We start from the raw sequence: 20,888 nt of genomic DNA on the forward strand, positions 1-20,888 counted from the left end.
GTCATTTGGTCATCATATTTATCATGCTAAATGAACAGAATGATCACATTCGCTGAAATAGTCTGGAGTAAGATTCGGTTTTTCCGATTCTTGTAATGTAAAAATACTGTTTCAGCAATAACAAAAATTTCGATACCCTATTCAACATTAAATACAAACCCCAATCATGGAGACAATGATGAGCTTGATTAATACTGAAGTAAAACCATTTGCAGCTACTGCATATCACAACGGTCAATTTGTTGACGTAACTGAAGCAGATCTTAAAGGCAAATGGTCTGTAGTATTCTTCTACCCAGCTGACTTCACTTTCGTTTGCCCAACTGAACTTGGTGACCTTGCTGACAACTACGCTGAATTCCAAAAATTAGGCGTGGAAATCTACGGTGTTTCTACTGACACTCACTTCACTCACAAAGCTTGGCACGACACTTCTGAAGTTATTGGTAAAATCCAATACCCATTAATCGGCGACCCAACTTGGACTCTTTCTAAAAACTTCGACGTTCTAATCGAAGCTGCTGGTCTTGCTGACCGTGGTACTTTCGTAATCGATCCAGAAGGTAAAATCCAAATCGTTGAAATTAACGCTGGTGGTATTGGTCGTGATGCTCAAGAATTACTTCGTAAAGTTAAAGCAGCTCAATACGTTCACGCTCACCCAGGTGAAGTTTGCCCAGCTAAATGGAAAGAAGGCGAAGCAACTCTTGCTCCTTCAATCGACCTAGTAGGTAAAATCTAATCTAAATTAGATTGAACACATAAAAAACCACGCTTTTTAGCGTGGTTTTTTATGGCCAAGATAACAGCACAATATGACAAGAAAGAGAAAAATACAGAACAATAAAGAACTCTCCTTTATGCACTACACATAATTCATGACTGGAATTCAGTGCGTGTACCCGCTACAGTAGAATGAATACATGCAGCTCTTTGAAGAAGAAAAATGACTTATCAAGTTCATATGATTGATGTGAAAAACCAACTCCAAAACTATATTTGGCTACTGGAACACACCTCATCAAAGCAAGTCGTGGTGGTTGATCCAACTGAGGCTGGATTAGTTGAAGACTATTGCACTGAACATGGCTTAAGCATTGCTCAAATTTGGCTGACTCATTGGCATAAAGACCATATTGGCGGTGTCTCTGACCTGATTGCGAGTCGGAATATTCCTGTGTATGGGCCACGTGAGGAATTATCTAAAATTCCATTCATCACCCATGCATTGATGGATGATGACTATTTCTCGTTTCATGATTTACATGTCGACGTTTTAGCAGTTCCTGGCCACACACTGGGCCATATTGTGTACTTTATTGAATCTATCCAGACTCTATTTTGCGGTGACACTCTGTTTGCTATGGGCTGTGGGCGAGTGTTCGAAGGTACACATGAGCAGATGTACCATTCGCTCAATCGTTTAGCAGCTTTACCTGCCGAAACCAAAGTCTATTGTACGCACGAATACACGCTCTCTAACGCGAAGTTTGCCATCCATATCGAACCAGACAATATCGCCATTCAAGAACGCCTAGACCGCGTGGAAACCATGCGCTATTTGGGCCAATGTACCCTTCCTAGCAGTATTGAGATTGAACTTGAAACCAATCCTTTTTTACGTACAGAAAATGTTCAAGAGTTTAAACGACTGCGTGATCTGAAGGATCAATTTTAATTGGTCTCCCCCTTCTAGAGACTGCTGACTAACGCAGTCTCCTATTATGTATGTATGCTTCTATTGAGTTAAAACGATCAGTTGGGGCTTCTACCCTTAACCTTTGAGCTCTCAAAATTTCAACCAATACAGTTTCAAGCCACACGATGCCAGAATCGAATGATCACGACCAGACTGGGTGATAATTCTGTCTCAAAACACCCAGACTTTGAAAAAAATCATTACATTTCTATTTACTACAAAATATTTCTCTACCACGAACGCACATAATTCTAAAGTATTGAGACTCATCTCAAAATATTATTATTTTTCATCATGATAAAATTATTTTAAACAATGAAAGACTATGGTTTATGCTTTCTACACGTTTTCACCTTAGTTTAGATTGCTTTAAAAAGAGGCAAAAACAAAAATATATAAAAAAATCCCCTTTAAAAAAGCGTGAAATATCCCTATTAATAATATATCAGTGAAAAAGGAATATCCTCGTGAAAAAAGTAGTGAAAGCAAAAAACCTCATCGCCTTTCGTATTTGGCTAGAGAAATTAGGTTATTCAGTTAAAACCTTAGCAGACAACCGTGGCTTTACTTTTAGCTTTAAAAAAGAATATGGACTGGTGACTTGCGACCTAGCGGGCAATAACTTAGCCATGCAGCTCGGTGAAGAATTCGAAGACCATTTGAAAGCCTAAAATTGCTCCATACTTACTTCGCGTGATGAATCAAAATTTAGCCCCTTAAAGGGGCTTTTTTTATATATAAAACATCTATTAAATTTTAGGCAATAAAAAAGCAAGGCTTAATACCTTGCTTCATTACTGATGGTGGGGACGGAGAGACTCGAACTCTCACACCTTGCGGCGCTGGAACCTAAATCCAGTGCGTCTACCAATTTCGCCACGTCCCCATCAGGGTGCTAACTTTGCGTTAGACTTTAAGTTGGCAGAGGATCAAGGACTCGAACCTTGACGAACGGTTTTGGAGACCGTCATGCTACCATTACACCAATCCTCTATTGCCTTATAAACCATCTTAATTCAAATGATTTATGGTGGGGACGGAGAGACTCGAACTCTCACACCTTGCGGCGCTGGAACCTAAATCCAGTGCGTCTACCAATTTCGCCACGTCCCCAATGGCTGTGTATATTATAGCGATAGACACTATATGACAAGCGCTTTTATAAGCAATCACCCGCTTTTCTGTCATAAAATCGGCAGTTGAATCTATTTTTATGTTCTATCTGTATAAAAAGACTATTCAGTTCTTCACTAAATTTTAGGCAATAAAAAAGCAAGGCTTTATACCTTGCTTCATTACTGATGGTGGGGACGGAGAGACTCGAACTCTCACACCTTGCGGCGCTGGAACCTAAATCCAGTGCGTCTACCAATTTCGCCACGTCCCCAATGGCTGTGTATATTATAGCGATAGACACTATATGACAAGCGCTTTTATAAGCAATCACCCGCTTTTCTGTCATAAAATCGGCAGTTGAATCTATTTTTATGTTCTATCTGTATAAAAAGACTATTCAGTTCTTCACTAAATTTTAGGCAATAAAAAAGCAAGGCTTTATACCTTGCTTCATTACTGATGGTGGGGACGGAGAGACTCGAACTCTCACACCTTGCGGCGCTGGAACCTAAATCCAGTGCGTCTACCAATTTCGCCACGTCCCCAATGGCTGTGTATATTATAGCGATAGACACTATATGACAAGCGCTTTTATAAGCAATCACCCGCTTTTCTGTCATAAAATCGGCAGTTGAATCTATTTTTATGTTCTATCTGTATAAAAAGACTATTCAGTTCTTCACTAAATTTTAGGCAATAAAAAAGCAAGGCTTTATACCTTGCTTCATTACTGATGGTGGGGACGGAGAGACTCGAACTCTCACACCTTGCGGCGCTGGAACCTAAATCCAGTGCGTCTACCAATTTCGCCACGTCCCCATCAGGGTGCTAACTTTGCGTTAGACTTTAAGTTGGCAGAGGATCAAGGACTCGAACCTTGACGAACGGTTTTGGAGACCGTCATGCTACCATTACACCAATCCTCTATTACCTTATAAACCATCTTAATTCAAATGATTTATGGTGGGGACGGAGAGACTCGAACTCTCACACCTTGCGGCGCTGGAACCTAAATCCAGTGCGTCTACCAATTTCGCCACGTCCCCAATGGCTGTGTATACTATAGAGATCATTTTCGCATGACAAGCAATTTTTAAGAAAAACACACTCATTTGATTAAATAAGAAACAAAAATCATATACTTGGCTTTTTCTCATTCAATTTCAGTCATTAAGCATCGTTTTGCAGCCATGATATTTTGCCATCTTTGGCTTTTTTGCTTGGCCAAAAGTCCATGTAATAGTGGACTAAAACCCTGAAAAGGTTCTGGAAGTGCTATCTTCAAAGACTGACAGTGTAAATACGCCCAATCTTGGTAGCTTGCTGCTTGCAAACGTTGATCAGACAGCCACTCAAGTAGAATGATCCCAAGTGCATATAGATCGGTTTGTACGGTCTTTGCTTCACCATGAAATAATTCAGGTGCCATATAGCGCGGTGTCGCCGTTAGAGCCTTTTGACAGCTTATTTCACCAATTCTTTGGCTCTGCTCAAAATCAATTAACTTACATACAGAACCATCTAGCAAAAAATGCGAAGCTTTTAAATCAGCATGAATCCAACCCATCTGATGTAATTCTTCAACTGCATTCAGCATTTTAAAGATGATATGAATGACATGATCTCGACTTAACTGACGGGGGTTCGCCATAAGTAATGATGGAACATTTTTTAAGATGAGTGCGACTTTCACTTGCTCTGAGTGAAACTCAAAATTTTCAAGGATTTGCACTTCAGACAAAAACTTCGGCAGTTGCAGCATCGCAAGTGCATGTTGATAAAAACTAAGTTCAGCGTCAAAGCCGTTAATTAGCGCTGCATGCTCTGATAGCGACTGATATTTTAACCAATACCTCTGCCCTGCAACATCAAAGCGATAAAGCCTTCGCCCCCAACCGAAACGCTGAGTCGGAGTATGAAGCGACAACGCAAGAGTATTCAATTCTTGACGATTAAACTGCCAAGAATTCGGATTCATTCATCCCTGCCGTATCCAATGCAGTTAAGACCTCTAAACAATGTTGTATAGTTTTCCCAACACGAGCATGTGTTTCAATCATTGAGATTTTTGGCCAAGTTGCACGTTCACCTTCACGTTGTAAGAGCTTAAACAAGTGTGGTCTTGGATTTTGCAGCATATAACTATAATGGCGCAGGCCATATTTCCCCACAATGTTTACATCGCCATAATAACGCTGATCGACCACGCCATAGCCATGATCCAGTAAACGGCGGATCGGTGGAATCATCCCCACACGCTCACGGGCAAAGTCCATCACCCCTTTACTAATCACTTTACCCTGTCTGCGTACAATCCGTTCAGGCCAGCTCAACATGTCTTTACGAAACCGCGCTTCATCCGACTGCATAAATGGCACCACATGCGGGTTCACTTGACTGGCAATGGTGTAGTTTAAATTATATAAACGCGCCATTTTTTCCTGCGGGAAATCACTACGCACGCTACCATCAACCCAGCGAGTAGAAGACATATAGGGAGTATATAAGCCATCATGTCGTTTACTGGTGAGCTTGACTGGTGGAAATAGAATCGGTACTGCACAAGACGCGAGCACCGCACTCCACACCAATAAGTCAGGTGAAGTAAAGGTATTCATAATGCGCGGATTTTGTGAGGCATCATAAGGCGCAACCGCGACATTGTTATACAAGCCTGACTGCTTAAAGGCCTCTTCAAAGGTGACATCACCCAAATTTGCAATTAAAAAGTTTTTTAAATGCTTTACATCCGCTAAGCCGCCGTTGCCCTTTAAGACCTCACGAAAGCCTCGAAACTGAAAGGCATCAGTGAAAAAGTTTTCACCATTTAAGATGCTCAGCATTTCTGCAGGCGTTGCTCGCCCCAGCATCGCTGTCATAATGGCACCTGCACTTGAACCAGACAGCACTTTCGGCATCAGGTCTTGCTCAAGCAAAGCCTTGCACACCCCTGTATGAAACAGTCCTAATGTTGCACCGCCTGAAAACATCATGGCCGGTTGCCCAAAAGCCTTTTGGCAGTGCTGAAAAAATTCAATTTTTTGCTGTTTATCTAAACACTGGCAATCCGTAGATGCTACAAATGCCAAACCTCGACTAACTTCTTCAATATAGTCTTCAATAATTTTCTTGGTGCCGACATAGGTTGCGGTAAACAGCATGGGGTGAGCAATATTGGCAATGTCGTAACTCAGACCTTCACGTAGCAGGTACATTAAATCGGTCGTACGCTTTTGTTGGCGATAACGCTTCAACAACCCCAAACGATGGGTAATCACTTCTGCATCGAAATAAGGTGAACAGTTGTCATACTTCCACTCTTGCGCCCCTGACTCTTCATCAATTTTAAGCGCAATGCTTTTCCACTCAGTATAGTTGTCTGCCTGAGCCAATTGGTTTTTCAGTTTTTTGATTCGATAGGCTTGGTGCGGGTTGATTTCCCGTGTGAAATCTTTAAACAACATATTCATCCTCACCCACTTTTTTTGTTTTCCTAAAATTTCACTGACACGTTCAACCGTCAGTCTAACTGACTATGTGCAAATTATGTGAGCATTACAATTGCCATTTCAACCCTAAAATTGGCAAATCTGCACCACGTTAAGGGTTTGATGCGGCTAGATCGGATGTTAAGATCAACGACAAGTGTAATTATAAGCTGATTAATCATGGCGACCATTGACCTACCGAACAATATCTTAGAAGCACTATCGACTGTACTCCAACAACTACAGCAAAGCCTACCAGAAGTTAAACAAGCACCTGATTTTTCAGCGATTGCCTTTAAATGGGAAAATGGCGAGTTAAAAGCGATTCATCAGCTCAAACGAATCGAATTAAATGATTTAAAAGGCATTGAGCGTCAAAAAGAAAAAGTACTGCAAAATACAGAACAGTTTCTTAATGGTTTACCTGCCAATGACGTCTTGCTTACTGGCTCTCGCGGGACAGGCAAGTCCTCTATTGTGCGTGCTTTATTAACGGAATACGCAGAGCAAGGCTTAAGGCTGATTGAAATTGAACGTGATGATTTATCCGAACTGCCTGAAATTCAAAAGCTGATTGCAGAACGTCCTGAAAAGTTTATTGTGTATTGTGATGACTTGGCTTTTAACGCCGAAGATGAAAACTATCGCAGTTTAAAAAGTGTACTGGATGGATCTTTGCAGTCAGGTTCAAGTAATTTTATTATCTATGCCACCAGTAATCGTCGTCATTTACTGCCTGAGTTTATGCATGAAAACACACCTGTGACTCGAGTCGACGTACCGCAGTACACTGAACTGCATCCACAAGAAGCGATTGAAGAAAAAATTTCACTCTCCGATCGTTTTGGATTATGGCTGTCTTTTTATCCAATGGATCAAAACTTATATTTGGACATTGTGCAGCACTACTTAGCAAAAGCTCAAATCGCCATGGACGATATGGTACGAGCCGAAGCGCTTCGTTGGTGTCAAGCACGTGGACAACGCTCTGGACGTGCCGCGTATCAATTTTCTAAACACTGGGTCGGTTCACAACAATTAAAGCAGCTTTAGGATAAAAATACTGATCGGCACTTAAGCATTTATTTTATCTAATTTTCTACGACTAACAGTTCAGCCTAATCAAAGAAATCACCCAAATTCCGCATTAGAATTTGGGTGATTTCTTTGAAAAAATGCGGGATGAATATCAGTTCAAATCGGTTTGATCTGATTATTGATATTTATCTAAGTTTGTTTCTGGCCCATCTTTAACCACAGCTTGTGCTTTTGCATAACTCTCCATTAAGCATTTATATTCTGGGCAGACATGATCTGAAAGAATTTCGGCAAAACGGGAGCCTTCAGGACGGTTCCAAGTACGCATTAACTCGGCCACGATTGCAAAAGTATCGGTTGGAATCGCACCTGCTTGGGTCACACGAGCAATTGATGTATCTGTAGCTAATTTGCTCCAGTTGCCTGATGCATCCACAACACAATAGACGTTATAACCTTCTTTACGAGCGCTTACAGCAGGGAAAGTCATACATACACTGGTTAGTGTTCCCGCAATAATCAGTGTCTTCCTACCCGTTTTTTTAACTTCATCTACAAATAAGGGATTGTCCCAAGTATTAATTTGTCCAGTCCGTGGTACATAAATGCGTGCGGAGCAAAGTGGTGAATTTCAGGGATTAGAGGGCCATTGGGGCCGTCAGGTACAGAAGCAGTAGTAATTACAGGTATATTTAATAAAGTTGCCGCTTTTGCAATTGCAATCACATAATTGCGTAAGTCGGGTACAGGTACATCGCGTACGGTATTAAAAAGTCCACTTTGATGATCAATCAGTAGAATTATCGAATCATCAGGGTCTAGCATTCCATTAGTAGCCGCCATGGGTAACACCTCTAAAATTTTCTTCTAATTATGTACTTCCATTGTTGTAATGAAAGTTCCTAAGACAGACCGTCATAGCTTTGTGATTTATACGACCAAGATATTTTTTTAAGAAAATCTATATCTGTCTTTCATATAAACTAAAGAATATCCTTAAGCTCAGGAAGCTAAATCATGTTACGTGTTGTAATTGGCCTTCGTGGCTTTGAGTTTTATCCTTGTATAGAAAGAAAAACTTAAGAAACATACAAACTCTTAATATTAATCAATACCTTAAAACCATATAAAATAGAATTTCAATTGAAGTCAAAATACTCAAAGTTTTAATCTTTTGAGATCAGTCAAAAATCACGCTAGGCATACTTATCCCCAATTTCTATGGATAAACCTATGGGTAAATAGTTTTAACTTGATGCTAAGCTACATTTAAGTGAGTCAAAAAATATTTTTAAAGTCTAAGCAGCACATTTTTAACAGCCCTTTGGTAAAGACCTAAATGTAAAAAAGCCCAACATTTAGTCGGGCTTTAAGCTTATCAAATGAAAGTCTTAGACTTCACTGGGATTGGTCAACTCAGTCATTGGCCAGCGAGGTGTTGTCGTTACAGCCAAACCGTCATGCTGCCCTGCTTTTAACCGCTGATAACCAGCAAAAGCAATCATAGCGCCATTGTCCGTACACAGTGCAGGTTCGGCATAATAGACCTGAGCACGAATCTTGGTTAAATCTGCTTCCAAACGTTCGCGCAAACGTTTATTGGCACTGACACCACCTGCGATCACTAAGCGTTTTAAACCTGTTTGCTTCAACGCTTTCACAGATTTTTTAACTAAAGTATCCACGATGGCTTCTTGGAAACTCGCTGCAATATCCGCATCACGGTTTTCGTCACCGAGTTTTTTCATTTGCACAGATACGGCTGTTTTTAAACCACTGAATGAAAACTCCAAACCTTGATGCAGCATTGGGCGTGGGAAAGCAAAGGCATTCGGATCACCTTGCTCAGCCAGTTTTGAAATATTTGGGCCACCTGGATACGGTAACCCCATCATTTTCGCAACCTTATCAAAGGCTTCACCTGCAGCATCATCAATCGACTCCCCCAAAAATTCATACTGCCCAATCACATAGGCAGCCATCAGTTGAGAATGTCCACCTGAGACCAAAAGTGCTACAAAAGGAAATTCTGGCGGTGTTTCCGATAAAAGTGGCGCCAACATATGCCCTTCCATATGATGCACACCAATTGCAGGTTTATTTAAAGCAAAGGCCAAAGTTCGACCAAACAACGCGCCTGTCATCAGCGCACCCATCAACCCTGGGCCACGCGTATATGCCACGGCATCAATTTCAGATTTTTTTACACCACTTTCTTCAAGCAGTTGATTCATCAATGGAATCAGCTTACGCACATGGTCACGCGATGCCAACTCTGGCACCACACCACCATACTCTGCATGCAGTTTAATTTGGCTGTACAGCACTTGCCCACGCAAACCCAACTCGCTGTCATAAAGGGCAAGTCCTGTTTCATCACAAGATGTTTCTAAGCCTAAAACGATCATTAAACTGCCTATAACCTGTATCAAATCTATTGCGTGAACCATTATAGACTTGTGGTATGAGATGTAAATGAGTAAAATACTGACCTTCACTTGTGATCAGGGCAATATCGCCCAGATCTTATCCATAACTTAATGAGGATTCTTCATGCCACAAGTTAAATTGAAAGAAGGCGAACCAGTAGACGTAGCTATCCGTCGTTTCAAACGTTCATGCGAAAAAGCGGGCGTTTTAGCTGACGTACGTAAGCGCGAATTCTACGAGAAACCAACTCAAGAACGTAAGCGCAAAAAAGCTGCTGCTGTTAAACGCTACCAAAAGAAATTGGCGCGTGAATCAGTACGTACTACTCGCCTTTACTAAGATTAATTTGTGATTGACTGTCTGGACTAAATAATGACTACTTTAAAAAGCCAAATAACTGAAGTTTTGAAAGCCACTATGCGTGCTAAAGAAATGGATAAGTTAACGGTAATTCGTGGTCTACAGGCGGCAATTAAGCAAATCGAAGTCGATGAGCGCAAAGAACTTGACGACGCTCAAGTTCTTGCGGTCATTGAAAAACAAATTAAACAACGTAAAGAATCGATCAAAGCCTTTGAAGGCGCTGGTCGAGAAGATTTAGCTAGTAAGGAACAAGCCGAACTTGAGGTTTTATCTCAATTTCTACCAGAAGCTATGACTGAGGAAGAACTTGATTCCATGATTGCGCAAACGATTGCAGCGCAAGAAGCTACTAGCATGAAAGATATGGGTAAGGTGATGAATTCTCTGCGTCCGCTCATAGCCGGGCGCGCCGATCCTTCTCAAGTTTCAGCAAAAATTAAAGCAAAACTGGCTTAATTTAAAAATCTTTAAATCGATTACGTTGAACTGACCTTAAAAAAGGCAGTTCAAAGTTTTAGTTTCTATAAAAATTATTATTTTATCTATTCATTCTCAGCTTTAAAACAATTCCTGACTCATCTCTGTTTTATCCCTCTATTTGCAATACCACTTTTCTAAGCTCTAAATTGTCGATCCTTTTGCATTTGGGTTAAACGCGTTTTAATGGTCGCTGACATTGATTCATTATCTTTCGCTAAACGCTGAGCATGCAATAAAGATTTAATCGCCTCTTCTTCAAAGCCCGACCAAAACTGCACTTCAGCCCGATAGCGCAAAACATTAATGGTATGCATTGGCGACTTTTTATCTAAACTCGCGGCTTGTTGCATCAGTCTCCACGCATTCACATCACGCGGATTATTTTTCAAAAACCGATTGAGTACAGGCTGCGCAAGCTCAGGTCGATTCTGACGAATATAAACTTCAGCCAATTTATAATTTAAAGCCCGATTTTCAGGCATGATGCTCGCAGGTGATTGGATCACGGTAAGAGCTTCATTCACCCGATTTTGTCCAAGTAAAATATCAGTTTGAATCAAGGTTTGTAGGTTATGTAATTTCTGATGCGACTTGGCCTGATCTAACACTTGTTGAGCAAGCTTATAGTCACCTTGTTTAAGGTAAAAACTGGCCAAAGCCAGTTGTGCTGCATAGCTGTTACGACTCACCAACATCTGTAGTTGCTGTTCTGTCGCCTGATTCGAGATCACCGCGGTATACAGCTTCAAGATTTCAAAGTCTTCATCACGCCAAGTAGATTTCACTTTAGGCAACTGATTCGCTCTAAGTCTCGCTTCACTCATTCGCTCAGTCGTGAGTGGGTGTGTGAACCAAAAGTCAGGTAAAAAACTCACTCGACTGGTTGCACGGTGCATCACTTCAAAAAAATCAGCCATACTTTGTGGATTATAACCAGCGCTATACATGTACTGCATCCCTATACGGTCAGCTTCACGCTCTTGGTTACGACTATAAGACAGCTGCTTGTCCATGAGTGCGGCTTGCGTACCAACCATGACCGCTGAACCGACATCACCATCGGCTTGAGATGCAACCAAAGCACCAACCAAAATCCCTGCCAGCGCGAGTAATCCCTGCCCCTTAAACGCCTCTTGCGAACGACTGTAGTGGCGCTGTGTGACGTGCGCAATTTCGTGCGCCATTACGCCGGCAACTTCATCCATATTATTGGCATTGGTAATCAAACCAGCGTTTAATGCAAACAATCCTCCCGGGACTGCAAAGGCATTAATTTGCGGGTCATTAATAACCACCAAACCAATCGGTTGACCAAGCTGGGTTTGACTCAAAATGCTTGAAAAAGCATTCATCAGTTGGTCTTCTAGCCATGGATTTTGCGTAACAGGTAGCTGACGCTGTACTTCACGATAAACTTTTTCACCAATATAGTGCTCATTATATTGATCAATAAAACCTATACCTGAACCAATCTCAGGCACATTGAACTGTGGAGCATTCGTAAGAAATTGACCTTCTGCAAAACCAACAGTCGAAATAAGACTTAAACTGCACGCACACAGAAAACGCTTCAACCCTCACCCCGACTTTATTTAAAGGAATCGAATGACTATAACATTGATAATTGAATGAAAATGCAATGAAGTGTTATCAATTCTTTATCTAAATTCAGGATTCACCACATATTGAGGTTGACCACCTTCCAATGCTTTCACCAAGTTTTGGTAAGCCAACTCTGACATTTTTTTACGTGTTACAGACGTTGCAGAACCAATATGCGGCAGCGTTACCACATTATGCAGCTGGAACAGTGCTGAATCTTGCAAGGGTTCTTTTTCATAAACATCCAACCCAGCTGCAAAAATTTGCTTTTGCTCCAAGGCCTGAATGAGTGCCTGCTCATCTACTACGGCACCACGCGAAATATTTACAAAAACAGCATGCGATTGCATTTTCTTAAAAGCTTCTGCATCAATCAAATGCTGCGTGTCCGCGTTCAGATCAACCGCCACGACAATGAAGTCCGATTGCTCCAACAGCTCATCTAATTCGCAAAAACGTGCATTTAAGGGTTGTGCCAATTCTAATTTTTCTCGGCGCCCGTGATACAAAATATTCATATTGAAACCATGAAAACCACGTCGTGCAATTGCCGCACCAATATTCCCTAAACCAATAATACCCAATGTTTGACCAAAAATTTCCTGACCAAATTGTGCCTGCCCGACAGTACGCGACCACTGACCTGTTTTGGTCCATTGATCCAAATAAGGCACTTGACGCGCCGCACTCATCAACAAAGTAAAGGCCAAATCGGCAGTCGTTTCAGTTAGCACATGAGGGGTGTGGCTGAGCCAAATTTTTGCTTGGTTTAAGTAGTTCAGATCATAGTTGTCATAGCCAACACTAACACTAGATATAATTTTGAGCTGTTTCGCAGTTTCTAGGTTGTTTTGATTAAGTAAACGCCCTGCACCAATCATGGCATCCGCATCCGCAACTTGCTCACGGATTTGCGTATTTACATCACCTGCTTTCGGGTTGATGACCACCACATGATAACGCTGCTCTAGGCGCTGTAATACTTCTACATCTATTTGACTAAAAACAACGACTTTCTGCTTCATACCTATTCCATATTTTGTTGTTTTGCTCGCATCATGTGCCACAGGGCTTTTTTAAGTAATGGCTGATCAAGCATTTCTTGTAAGCTTGCTGCTTGTGTGACTTTTATACCATTAGCATTTGGTATAGGGCCCAATGCAATAACAGTTTTATCCTGACTTAAACCATCAAAGAAACCTTGAATATAACTCTGAACACCACGTCCATCTTGTAAGTTCAACAAAGGAAAAGGCCAATTCAGCGCATACTTTTGCGTAGGTAAAGCTTGCACAATATTTTGCCACAGCTGTTGCTGCTCCACGCTCAATTGTGTCGCTTCAATCACTAAGGCGCAGTGCTCCAAGGCAACAGCTTGCAACTGAAAAGCATCAACATGGATTGCCTCTCGGACAATCTCTTCTTTTAATGTTGCAACAGTTTCTTGTTCAATCGGCTGTGCCACGATTTCAGCAGGAGGCGCAGGATGTGGAAGCTTATGCTGTGCAGGTGGATGTTCAGGAATACTTTTGGCTTCGGGCTGAGACTGAGGTCGCACAATTTCAGAAATAATCTCAGTCGTGCTTTGATCTCGCCAGATCGATGTGGCTACATTTTGTTGAGACAGCAAAAAATCAGGAACCCACAAATCAATTCCTAAACTCGCCAAAACCTCACGCTGATGCCCGATCATCTTTTACCTTCACACTTTATTCAGTGCATATTCTATCGAGAAATGCTTAGAGATGCTGTTCTTTTCACACTTTATTCGCATAGACAGTATGTAAATACTAAGAACGCATTAAACCCTCAATTAAACAATCATCAAGCGATTCTTCTTTTGCATTTGCTCAACGATCTCTTCACTGTCAAAACCGAGACGCCAATAAAGCAACTCCAAAACATCCTGCTCATCTTGGGTAATAATGCGGTCGTTCCATAGACAAATTTCAGCCACTCCCAAAATACTCAAACGATCCCGCAGCAGCAGCCCCGCCATATCATTTAAAATTTCGGCCAAATCAATCGGCTCATCTGAAATTTCCGCATACTGCTCCAACTCTTGCACAGTTAAAACTCGACGTAAAATTTTCTCTCGTACTTCCAGCTGTGTTTCACTATTGATTTGTTGCACGTGTAACAAAGCATCAATTAAACGCACAATCTGCGGTTTAACTTCATCTAGGGCCGCAGGTGTATGTACAGGCAACAGATTCAGTTCAAACTTGACTCGTTCGAGTAACAGCGCATCCAACAGTCCAATTTCACCGTCTTCTTGAATAATCCTCGCCAACTTTAATAAGAACTGGCGTGCAATTGTCGCTGGCATGCCACAAATATTTCGGCATGCCTCATGTAAAATTTAAATATCAACACGACCATCTAGATTTAACAATGAATCAACAATGGCACGACTGACCTCAGCCTCAGCAGGAATGAACTCACGAAATTGGCGAATCATTAAAATCGCGACCATCAGCTCGCGTGAACCTGTTGCGGTTTGTAAAGCACGCTGAATTAGCTCTGGACGTTCAATATGCGCACGTACTTCAGGGTTAAGCGGTTTAATCGCATCTTTAATGGCAAAACTAATCGGAGACAGTCGTAATAAGGGCAAAGGCTGCGGTGAAGTCCAAGGTGCTTGGAAATCCGCGTACTGCTCTTCTAAGGAGCGAAATAAGCCAAATAGCGGACGGTTGCGCAGTTTCTCTAGGTTTTCTAACTGTATATCCTGAACCAAATTCGGATTCATTTCATAAATACGCTCTTCAATGCTTGGATGAATATTCATCCAACTTTGCGCACTTAATGAATTGGCAAAACACATGTGTGCTATCGACTCAGAATATTCGCTGTGAATTTGCGAACCTGCGTGATGCACATAGATACGCATCAGGGTTTGAATATTGGCATCATTTTGCATCAGACGACGTGTTTTCATATCATTTTTTAAAGTACGCCCCCCCAAAGTCAAAAACTTAATACAGCGTGTAACCAGCACCCCCAAACTACCAATCAGCCAGATCACACCACCTGTTGCGACAAAAGTAGTTTCAAAACTTTGCGACTTTTTATGATGAGTTGAAAATCCCAATTTAGCAATTTTACTGCCCCACTGACTGAAGGTGGTGAGAGCACTATATAAAATTTTTAGCCGTGTATTTTCAGCGGTCTCACCTGATAAAATTTGATTAAACTCATGATTCAATAACCCCGTCAGCTCAAGTTCATCAAGATTTTGCAGGGCGCCCCACGTTAAAATAATCGCAATATCTTTGGGATAAAAACCAGCAGTTAAGGCATTCACCCCCACTTCATCGGGCAAAACATAGACAGCAGGTGTTTCAATTAAAAAAGTATCAGCTAGTTTTTCTGTAATTTTCAGTGCAATACTTTCTTCTGGTGTACTTTCAATCAAACTTAAACGTCGTGCACGCAGTTGCTTGGCCAGACTATGTCCACCCGAACGGAACACATACAGCTCATATACCACGGAATAACTCATCACCAAGAGCAATAAACCAATGATATAAATACTCAAGCTATGCCAAAAAATGCTTTGACTCGAATCAAAATAAAAAACCAGCAGCCCAGCCACAGTATTTAAAATAAATAGCGACAAAAGTACCGCAAGCAAACAGATGCTGGCAGACCACAACATGTTTTTATTCTTTATGATTGAATAACTTACACCCTTCAATGTAAATCCCTTTTCTTACATTGTTTGAATCAATCCATCATAAATGAAAAAAGCGGGAAACTCCCGCTTTTCTCAAATCTAAATCAATTAGACTTCTTTCACACCCGTCAAATCAACGGAAGCTGCATCAATATTGACATCAATATAGCTGTCTTTCTTTTTCGATGTTTCACGGCGTTTCGCCTGTAATTCATCTAAATAAGCTTCATCGATACCACCAGCAACATATTTACCATCAAATACCGAGCAATCAAACTCTTGTAAATCTGGTACTTTGCTAGTGCGCACAGCTGCTTTTAAGTCTTCCAAATCTTGGAAAATTAGACGATCTGCACCAATAATTTCACGAATTTCTTCAACGGTACGCTCAGATGCAATCAACTCTTCTTTTGCTGGCATATCAATGCCATACACGTTTGGATATTTCACCATCGGCGCAGCAGAAGCAAAGAATACTTTTTTCGCACCCGCATCACGTGCCATTTGGATAATTTCATTACACGTAGTACCACGCACAATCGAGTCATCCACCAAAAGTACATTTTTACCTTGGAACTCAAGTTCAACAGGGTTCAACTTTTGACGTACTGATTTTTTACGCAATTGCTGACCCGGCATAATGAAGGTACGGCCGATGTAGCGGTTCTTCATAAAGCCTTCACGGAACTTCACGCCCAACATATTTGCCAGTTCAAGTGCAGAGGTACGCGAGGTATCTGGAATTGGGATCACGACATCGATATCGTGCTCTTCACTCCACTCCGTCAGGATTTTCTGAGCAAGCTTTTCGCCCATTTTTAAACGTGCTTTGTAGACTGAAATGCCATCAATAATCGCATCTGGACGCGCAAAGTAAACATATTCAAAAATACATGGGCGGTATTCAGGCGCTTCAGCACACTGCTTGGTAAACATCTGCCCTTGTGAGTCGATAAAGATCGCTTCACCCGGTGCAATATCACGCTCAACTTTAAAGCCGAGTGCCGTAATAGCGACAGACTCAGATGCAATGATATATTCCATACCAGCATCAGTTTCACGCGAACCGTAAATCAGTGGACGAATACCATTTGGATCACGGAAGCCGACTAAGCCATGCCCAGTAAGCATTGCAACCACGGCATAACCACCTTTACAGCGCTCATGTACTTTACTAACCACATGAAAAATGTCGTCTGCTGTAGGCATTAATTTGCCGCGTTTTTGCAATTCATGCGCAAACACGTTTAACAGTACTTCTGAGTCTGAATCCGTATTCATATGACGTAAGTCTGTTTTGAACAGATCGTCATGAATTTCTTCAGCATTGGTTAAGTTACCATTATGCGCCAACGTGATCCCGTAAGGTGAGTTCACATAGAAGGGCTGCGCTTCAGCGCTGCTCGATGAACCCGCAGTAGGATAACGCACATGCCCAATACCATAGTTACCTTGTAATGCACGCATATGGCGAGTGTGGAACACATCACGAACCATGCCATTGTCTTTACGTAAGAATAAACGACCTTCGTGGCAGGTTACTATCCCAGCTGCATCTTGCCCACGATGTTGTAACATCGTTAATGCATCAAACAACATTTGGTTAACAGCTGATTTACCAGCTATACCAACTACTCCACACATAGCAACCTCGCAGACAAGCTAGGATTAATAAAAAGGATTATTTGTTGACTCACCCTGTCCCTCAGCATTTTTCGAGGAAATTTTCGGTGAAGAATCTGAAGATACATGCGTATCTTTAGACTTGATATGTGACATCGCCTCGCTTGCAGCCTCTTTAGAAAGCTCCATCGCCCAAGGCGCGTAAGGCAAAAGTGTTTGGACAAACTTGGATTGTCTCCAATATGGAGAGCTTTCAACCCAAGACCCGACACCTTGCATCGTAATCAGAACAATTAACAACCCTTTTAATGAACCAAAAGCACCGCCGGCTAATCGATTCAAAGGCCCGAGTTTTAAACTCTTCAATATGTTATTCAGTAATGCCGTGACAATCCACGTCAAAACCACAATAACCAATACAATAAATGCAAAAGCTGCAATTTTTTGAACCACTGGATCTTCACTGAGTGAGACCATCGAAGGTGCTAGGACGCTTGCAAATTTAGCACCAACAATCAGCGCTAAAATCCATCCTATCAAGTTCGCAAAGGCTTTAACAAATCCTTGACGCAAACCGTTGAGCCCTCCAATGAGCAATACAATCAATATGAAGATATCAATGGCATTCATGTTGTTTTCATTGCAGAGACGCAGTCTTGAATTAAGGTTGGTCCTGTATAGATGAGGCCACTATAAACTTGTACAAGGTTTGCCCCTGCATTTTGTTTTGCAAGCGCCTGCTCACCCGACAAAATCCCACCCACACCAATCAAAGGAATCTGACCTTTTAAAGCCTCAGCAAAGGCTTTTAAACACGCTGTACTTTTTTCAAACACAGGCGCACCAGATAAACCACCCGCTTCATCACCAAAAGGTAAGTTTTCCACCCCTTCACGAGACAAAGTCGTATTGGTCACAATCAACCCATCAATTTTAAACTGAAGCAGTTGTTTCGCAATAAATTGAATATCTTCCGCTTCCAAATCCGGCGCAACTTTCAACACCAAGGGTACATAATGCTGCTGCTCTTCAGCCAACTCTAACTGACGTTTTTTCAGCGTCTCTAGTAGCTCGGTTAAAGCATCACCACTTTGCAAACTACGCAGGTTTTTAGTATTTGGAGAAGAAATGTTAACGGTAATATAAGACGCATAGTTATAGACTTTTTCTAAACAAATGAGATAGTCATCTACTGCTTTTTCGACTGGGGTATCCGCATTTTTGCCGATATTAATCCCTAAAACACCTTTGAACTTTGCCGCTTTGACATTTTCAATCAGTTGATCCACACCAGCGTTGTTAAAACCCATACGGTTAATAATGGCTTTAGCTTGTGGGATACGGAATAAACGCGGTAGAGGATTGCCTTGCTGTGGACGTGGAGTAATGGTTCCAATTTCAATAAAACCAAACCCTAGACCTGCCAGTGCATCAATATAAGCACCATTTTTATCTAGACCAGCAGCCAAACCTACAGGATTGGGGAACTCGATGCCCATACATGTCACCGGTTTAGCCGCTATATTTTGACGCATTAAGCCTAGCTTATGCGTTGATTTCAATAGCGATAGTGTTAGCTCATGTGCACGCTCTGGTGCTAAAGTAAACAACAAAGGGCGGGCAAGAGAATACAACATATCTGTAAAAGTCTACTGCTTTTTAAGTCGCCATATTATAGGCATAGCCTAGCTAAAACACCATGCTTCGTCTGGCTTTATTTTTAGCGATTATTTAACGCTAGCCGATAATTTAATCTGCCCTGCATCTGAGACCAACTCCATTTTTTCAATACTCAAACCATTTTGCGTCAGTTGGGTCAAAAAGTTGGCCAACACCACATAGTTTGCGTGGCTTACCACCAACTGAATTTGTTCAGCATTCTGCTGCGAAGCAACCGACAAACCTTGCTGCTGTGCAATACGTTGGATCTGCTCCATCGGAGTCAGTTGCCCATCTGAGCTCGATTTCATGGTGACTGCATTGCTCTGCATCCATGTCATGGTTTCTTTGAGCTGGTTCACGCGTTTTTGCTGTTTCTCTGCCGCAGCATGGGTATACCAAAGTGCAGCCCCTATCGAGCTCACCAATACGAAAATGAGCAAGAAGATGGCTAATACACGGTCGCGCGGTGTAAGACGATCAAAATAAGTACTGATCAGCTCTAAACGCTGATCCAAAACAGTCTGTAAATTTTGCATGGCTTTCATTATTGTATTTTCACCATTCCAATTGCCCCACCCGTGGTCGGCTGAATATTGCCTAATTCAACCTGAAAACCTTGTTGATTAAGCTGCTGAGTGAGTGTCTGTAAAGCCTCTGCCGAGTTGGCTTTAAGTTGCATATTTAAGCTATTCGCTTCATACACCACCTGATTCGCCACAATTTGCTGTTGCATGAGCACAGGCCCAACGCGACTCAACAAAGACAAAGCTTGCGCATCCGCTTGTTTATTCATCTTCAGTTGATATTCAAACTGGCTTCGCAGGGTTTGCTCGGTCACAGGATAGTTCGCACCAAACCAATATTTAAATTGATCGACCGCCTGAACAGCCACTTGCTCTGCAAGCTTTTTATTTTGATACCAACGGGTCGCATCATAGGTCAATTGCGTCACAATCAATGCAGCCAATACCACTGCACAGGCTTTCCAATAGCCCGTTGAAACATGTTGCTCTTTCACCTTCGGCAAAAGATTCCATGGATGTTGTTTTGCTCTTGGCAATGCCGCCCATTCATAATGGAAAGACTCAAGCTGCTCCTGCGTCACACTGGCGTTTAAGCTATGCATGTGCGAAGCACTAAAGTTACAAATTTTATATTTTTGGTTGACTATTTGATAATCTAAAAATACAGCAAGATCATCAATTGATCCGCCCAACCAAGTATTAGCGCGAAACAGAAGTCGCTCTTCAACATAGCCCAAGATTACCTGTTCTGCGTCAGGTACAGGCAAAATCAGAAAATCAGGCAATAGGCTGACCAGCTTCACAGGAATCAAACTCAAGGCATGCTGTAAAGTCTCTAAACGATGCTTTGAAATACCTAAAACAGTGAGTTGCTCAGGCGCTTGAAAGTGATGTAATACTTTCATCTGATCGATTGAGCTCAATACATATTCTTCGAGCAAATACTTCACACCTTCAGCCCCCAACTGCTTGTATTGAGCCTTAGGCATATTTTGCTGAATAATTTGCACATCACGGCTTGGAAAGAAAACAGTTGCTTCCTCACCATGATGCGCTTGTATATCTTGGATCAATTGCTCAAGTGTATGAGCAGATTGCCATCTTTCCCCTATAGACCAGTGCCATGTTCCATCGGCTTCGGGCATCCAAATTTGCAACATGTATTATATTCTGCCGTTTTAATT

Annotated in this window: 17 protein-coding genes, 8 tRNA genes and 2 pseudogenes; 6 read left to right on the top strand and 21 right to left on the bottom strand. The window is 41.7% G+C overall.

What is annotated here, in order from left to right:
* Positions 1-178 precede the first annotated feature (178 nt).
* From ahpC to WH214_RS16330, 3 genes are all read left to right on the top strand, one after another.
* Positions 179-742 carry an alkyl hydroperoxide reductase subunit C gene (ahpC, locus tag WH214_RS16320; protein WP_004982189.1) on the top strand — a complete coding sequence of 188 codons (564 nt, stop codon included), beginning with the start codon at positions 179-181 and terminating at the stop codon, positions 740-742.
* 204 nt (positions 743-946) lie between these two features.
* Complete coding sequence (gloB, locus tag WH214_RS16325; RefSeq protein WP_339422478.1) at positions 947-1,678, top strand: hydroxyacylglutathione hydrolase; 732 nt, start codon at positions 947-949, stop codon at positions 1,676-1,678.
* Between the two features lie 488 nt (positions 1,679-2,166).
* The gene (locus WH214_RS16330; protein WP_004696295.1) at positions 2,167-2,370 is read left to right on the top strand and encodes a hypothetical protein; all 204 of its coding nucleotides are present in this window, start codon (positions 2,167-2,169) and stop codon (positions 2,368-2,370) included.
* A 130-nt stretch (positions 2,371-2,500) separates the two neighbouring features.
* Here the strand turns inward: WH214_RS16330 and WH214_RS16335 are convergent.
* The 10 genes from WH214_RS16335 to WH214_RS16380 form a co-directional block, all read right to left on the bottom strand.
* Positions 2,501-2,585 (bottom strand) — tRNA-Leu (locus tag WH214_RS16335).
* Between the two features lie 33 nt (positions 2,586-2,618).
* Positions 2,619-2,692: transfer RNA gene (locus WH214_RS16340), tRNA-Trp, on the bottom strand.
* A gap of 35 nt (positions 2,693-2,727) precedes the next feature.
* Positions 2,728-2,812: transfer RNA gene (locus tag WH214_RS16345), tRNA-Leu, on the bottom strand.
* A 189-nt stretch (positions 2,813-3,001) separates the two neighbouring features.
* Positions 3,002-3,086 (bottom strand) — tRNA-Leu (locus tag WH214_RS16350).
* A 189-nt stretch (positions 3,087-3,275) separates the two neighbouring features.
* Positions 3,276-3,360: transfer RNA gene (locus WH214_RS16355), tRNA-Leu, on the bottom strand.
* 189 nt (positions 3,361-3,549) lie between these two features.
* Positions 3,550-3,634 (bottom strand) — tRNA-Leu (locus WH214_RS16360).
* A 33-nt stretch (positions 3,635-3,667) separates the two neighbouring features.
* Positions 3,668-3,741 (bottom strand) — tRNA-Trp (locus WH214_RS16365).
* 35 nt (positions 3,742-3,776) lie between these two features.
* Positions 3,777-3,861 (bottom strand) — tRNA-Leu (locus WH214_RS16370).
* Between the two features lie 107 nt (positions 3,862-3,968).
* Positions 3,969-4,793 (bottom strand): protein kinase domain-containing protein, encoded by an 825-nt coding sequence (locus WH214_RS16375; RefSeq protein WP_339422477.1) that lies wholly within the window; start codon positions 4,791-4,793, stop codon positions 3,969-3,971.
* Complete coding sequence (locus WH214_RS16380; RefSeq protein WP_259233311.1) at positions 4,768-6,279, bottom strand: DUF3336 domain-containing protein; 1,512 nt, start codon at positions 6,277-6,279, stop codon at positions 4,768-4,770. Before WH214_RS16380 ends, WH214_RS16375 begins: the two co-directional genes overlap by 26 nt.
* Positions 6,280-6,483: 204 nt before the next feature.
* Between WH214_RS16380 and WH214_RS16385 the strand changes: the two genes are divergently transcribed.
* Complete coding sequence (locus WH214_RS16385) at positions 6,484-7,356, top strand: ATP-binding protein (RefSeq protein WP_010327089.1); 873 nt, start codon at positions 6,484-6,486, stop codon at positions 7,354-7,356.
* Positions 7,357-7,516: 160 nt separating this feature from the next.
* On the opposite strand, the pseudogene WH214_RS16390 reads toward WH214_RS16385, so the two are convergent.
* Positions 7,517-8,184: pseudogene (locus WH214_RS16390) on the bottom strand (isochorismatase family protein).
* 548 nt (positions 8,185-8,732) lie between these two features.
* Positions 8,733-9,749 (bottom strand): tRNA (adenosine(37)-N6)-threonylcarbamoyltransferase complex transferase subunit TsaD, encoded by a 1,017-nt coding sequence (tsaD, locus tag WH214_RS16395; RefSeq protein WP_339993771.1) that lies wholly within the window; start codon positions 9,747-9,749, stop codon positions 8,733-8,735.
* Between the two features lie 145 nt (positions 9,750-9,894).
* Between tsaD and rpsU the strand changes: the two genes are divergently transcribed.
* The gene (rpsU, locus tag WH214_RS16400) at positions 9,895-10,110 is read left to right on the top strand and encodes a 30S ribosomal protein S21 (protein ID WP_001136722.1); all 216 of its coding nucleotides are present in this window, start codon (positions 9,895-9,897) and stop codon (positions 10,108-10,110) included.
* A 33-nt stretch (positions 10,111-10,143) separates the two neighbouring features.
* The gene (locus tag WH214_RS16405) at positions 10,144-10,590 is read left to right on the top strand and encodes a GatB/YqeY domain-containing protein (protein WP_004982206.1); all 447 of its coding nucleotides are present in this window, start codon (positions 10,144-10,146) and stop codon (positions 10,588-10,590) included.
* A gap of 158 nt (positions 10,591-10,748) precedes the next feature.
* Here WH214_RS16405 and WH214_RS16410 read toward each other — a convergent pair whose 3' ends face one another.
* From WH214_RS16410 to gspL, 9 genes and pseudogenes are all read right to left on the bottom strand, one after another.
* Complete coding sequence (locus tag WH214_RS16410; protein ID WP_339422476.1) at positions 10,749-12,188, bottom strand: M48 family metalloprotease; 1,440 nt, start codon at positions 12,186-12,188, stop codon at positions 10,749-10,751.
* Positions 12,189-12,272: 84 nt separating this feature from the next.
* Positions 12,273-13,241, bottom strand: a complete 969-nt coding sequence (locus WH214_RS16415; protein ID WP_339422475.1) for a 2-hydroxyacid dehydrogenase — start codon at positions 13,239-13,241, stop codon at positions 12,273-12,275.
* Between the two features lie 2 nt (positions 13,242-13,243).
* Entirely contained in the window at positions 13,244-13,909 is a 666-nt protein-coding gene (locus WH214_RS16420) for a hypothetical protein (RefSeq protein WP_339422474.1), read from the bottom strand.
* Positions 13,910-14,029: 120 nt separating this feature from the next.
* Positions 14,030-15,916, bottom strand: a pseudogene (locus WH214_RS16425) (M48 family metalloprotease).
* A gap of 87 nt (positions 15,917-16,003) precedes the next feature.
* Complete coding sequence (purF, locus tag WH214_RS16430; protein ID WP_004696272.1) at positions 16,004-17,539, bottom strand: amidophosphoribosyltransferase; 1,536 nt, start codon at positions 17,537-17,539, stop codon at positions 16,004-16,006.
* 24 nt (positions 17,540-17,563) lie between these two features.
* Positions 17,564-18,148, bottom strand: a complete 585-nt coding sequence (locus WH214_RS16435; RefSeq protein WP_004696270.1) for a CvpA family protein — start codon at positions 18,146-18,148, stop codon at positions 17,564-17,566.
* Positions 18,145-19,155, bottom strand: a complete 1,011-nt coding sequence (locus tag WH214_RS16440) for a quinone-dependent dihydroorotate dehydrogenase (RefSeq protein WP_339422473.1) — start codon at positions 19,153-19,155, stop codon at positions 18,145-18,147. The genes WH214_RS16435 and WH214_RS16440 overlap by 4 nt, the downstream gene beginning before the upstream one ends.
* A gap of 90 nt (positions 19,156-19,245) precedes the next feature.
* A complete protein-coding gene (gene gspM / locus WH214_RS16445; RefSeq protein ID WP_062033862.1) occupies positions 19,246-19,725 on the bottom strand; it encodes a type II secretion system protein GspM in 480 nt (159 codons plus the stop codon).
* Positions 19,725-20,864 carry a type II secretion system protein GspL gene (gene gspL / locus WH214_RS16450; protein ID WP_339422472.1) on the bottom strand — a complete coding sequence of 380 codons (1,140 nt, stop codon included), beginning with the start codon at positions 20,862-20,864 and terminating at the stop codon, positions 19,725-19,727. The genes gspM and gspL overlap by 1 nt, the downstream gene beginning before the upstream one ends.
* Between the last annotated feature and the right edge of the window lie 24 nt (positions 20,865-20,888).

Origin of the sequence: Acinetobacter sp. MYb191, assembly GCF_037572605.1 — a bacterium.
Lineage (GTDB): Bacteria > Pseudomonadota > Gammaproteobacteria > Pseudomonadales > Moraxellaceae > Acinetobacter > Acinetobacter johnsonii.

Excerpts from the sequence above, each read along its gene's own strand:
- ahpC (WP_004982189.1), top strand. The coding sequence starts at position 179 with ATGAGCTTGATTAATACTGAAGTAAAACCATTTGCAGCTACTGCATAT.
- gloB (WP_339422478.1), top strand. The coding sequence starts at position 947 with ATGACTTATCAAGTTCATATGATTGATGTGAAAAACCAACTCCAAAAC.
- WH214_RS16375 (WP_339422477.1), bottom strand. The coding sequence starts at position 4,793 with ATGAATCCGAATTCTTGGCAGTTTAATCGTCAAGAATTGAATACTCTT.
- WH214_RS16380 (WP_259233311.1), bottom strand. The coding sequence starts at position 6,279 with ATGTTGTTTAAAGATTTCACACGGGAAATCAACCCGCACCAAGCCTAT.
- WH214_RS16385 (WP_010327089.1), top strand. The coding sequence starts at position 6,484 with ATGGCGACCATTGACCTACCGAACAATATCTTAGAAGCACTATCGACT.
- tsaD (WP_339993771.1), bottom strand. The coding sequence starts at position 9,749 with ATGATCGTTTTAGGCTTAGAAACATCTTGTGATGAAACAGGACTTGCC.
- rpsU (WP_001136722.1), top strand. The coding sequence starts at position 9,895 with ATGCCACAAGTTAAATTGAAAGAAGGCGAACCAGTAGACGTAGCTATC.
- WH214_RS16405 (WP_004982206.1), top strand. The coding sequence starts at position 10,144 with ATGACTACTTTAAAAAGCCAAATAACTGAAGTTTTGAAAGCCACTATG.
- WH214_RS16415 (WP_339422475.1), bottom strand. The coding sequence starts at position 13,241 with ATGAAGCAGAAAGTCGTTGTTTTTAGTCAAATAGATGTAGAAGTATTA.
- WH214_RS16420 (WP_339422474.1), bottom strand. The coding sequence starts at position 13,909 with ATGATCGGGCATCAGCGTGAGGTTTTGGCGAGTTTAGGAATTGATTTG.
- purF (WP_004696272.1), bottom strand. The coding sequence starts at position 17,539 with ATGTGTGGAGTAGTTGGTATAGCTGGTAAATCAGCTGTTAACCAAATG.
- WH214_RS16435 (WP_004696270.1), bottom strand. The coding sequence starts at position 18,148 with ATGAATGCCATTGATATCTTCATATTGATTGTATTGCTCATTGGAGGG.
- WH214_RS16440 (WP_339422473.1), bottom strand. The coding sequence starts at position 19,155 with ATGTTGTATTCTCTTGCCCGCCCTTTGTTGTTTACTTTAGCACCAGAG.
- gspM (WP_062033862.1), bottom strand. The coding sequence starts at position 19,725 with ATGAAAGCCATGCAAAATTTACAGACTGTTTTGGATCAGCGTTTAGAG.
- gspL (WP_339422472.1), bottom strand. The coding sequence starts at position 20,864 with ATGTTGCAAATTTGGATGCCCGAAGCCGATGGAACATGGCACTGGTCT.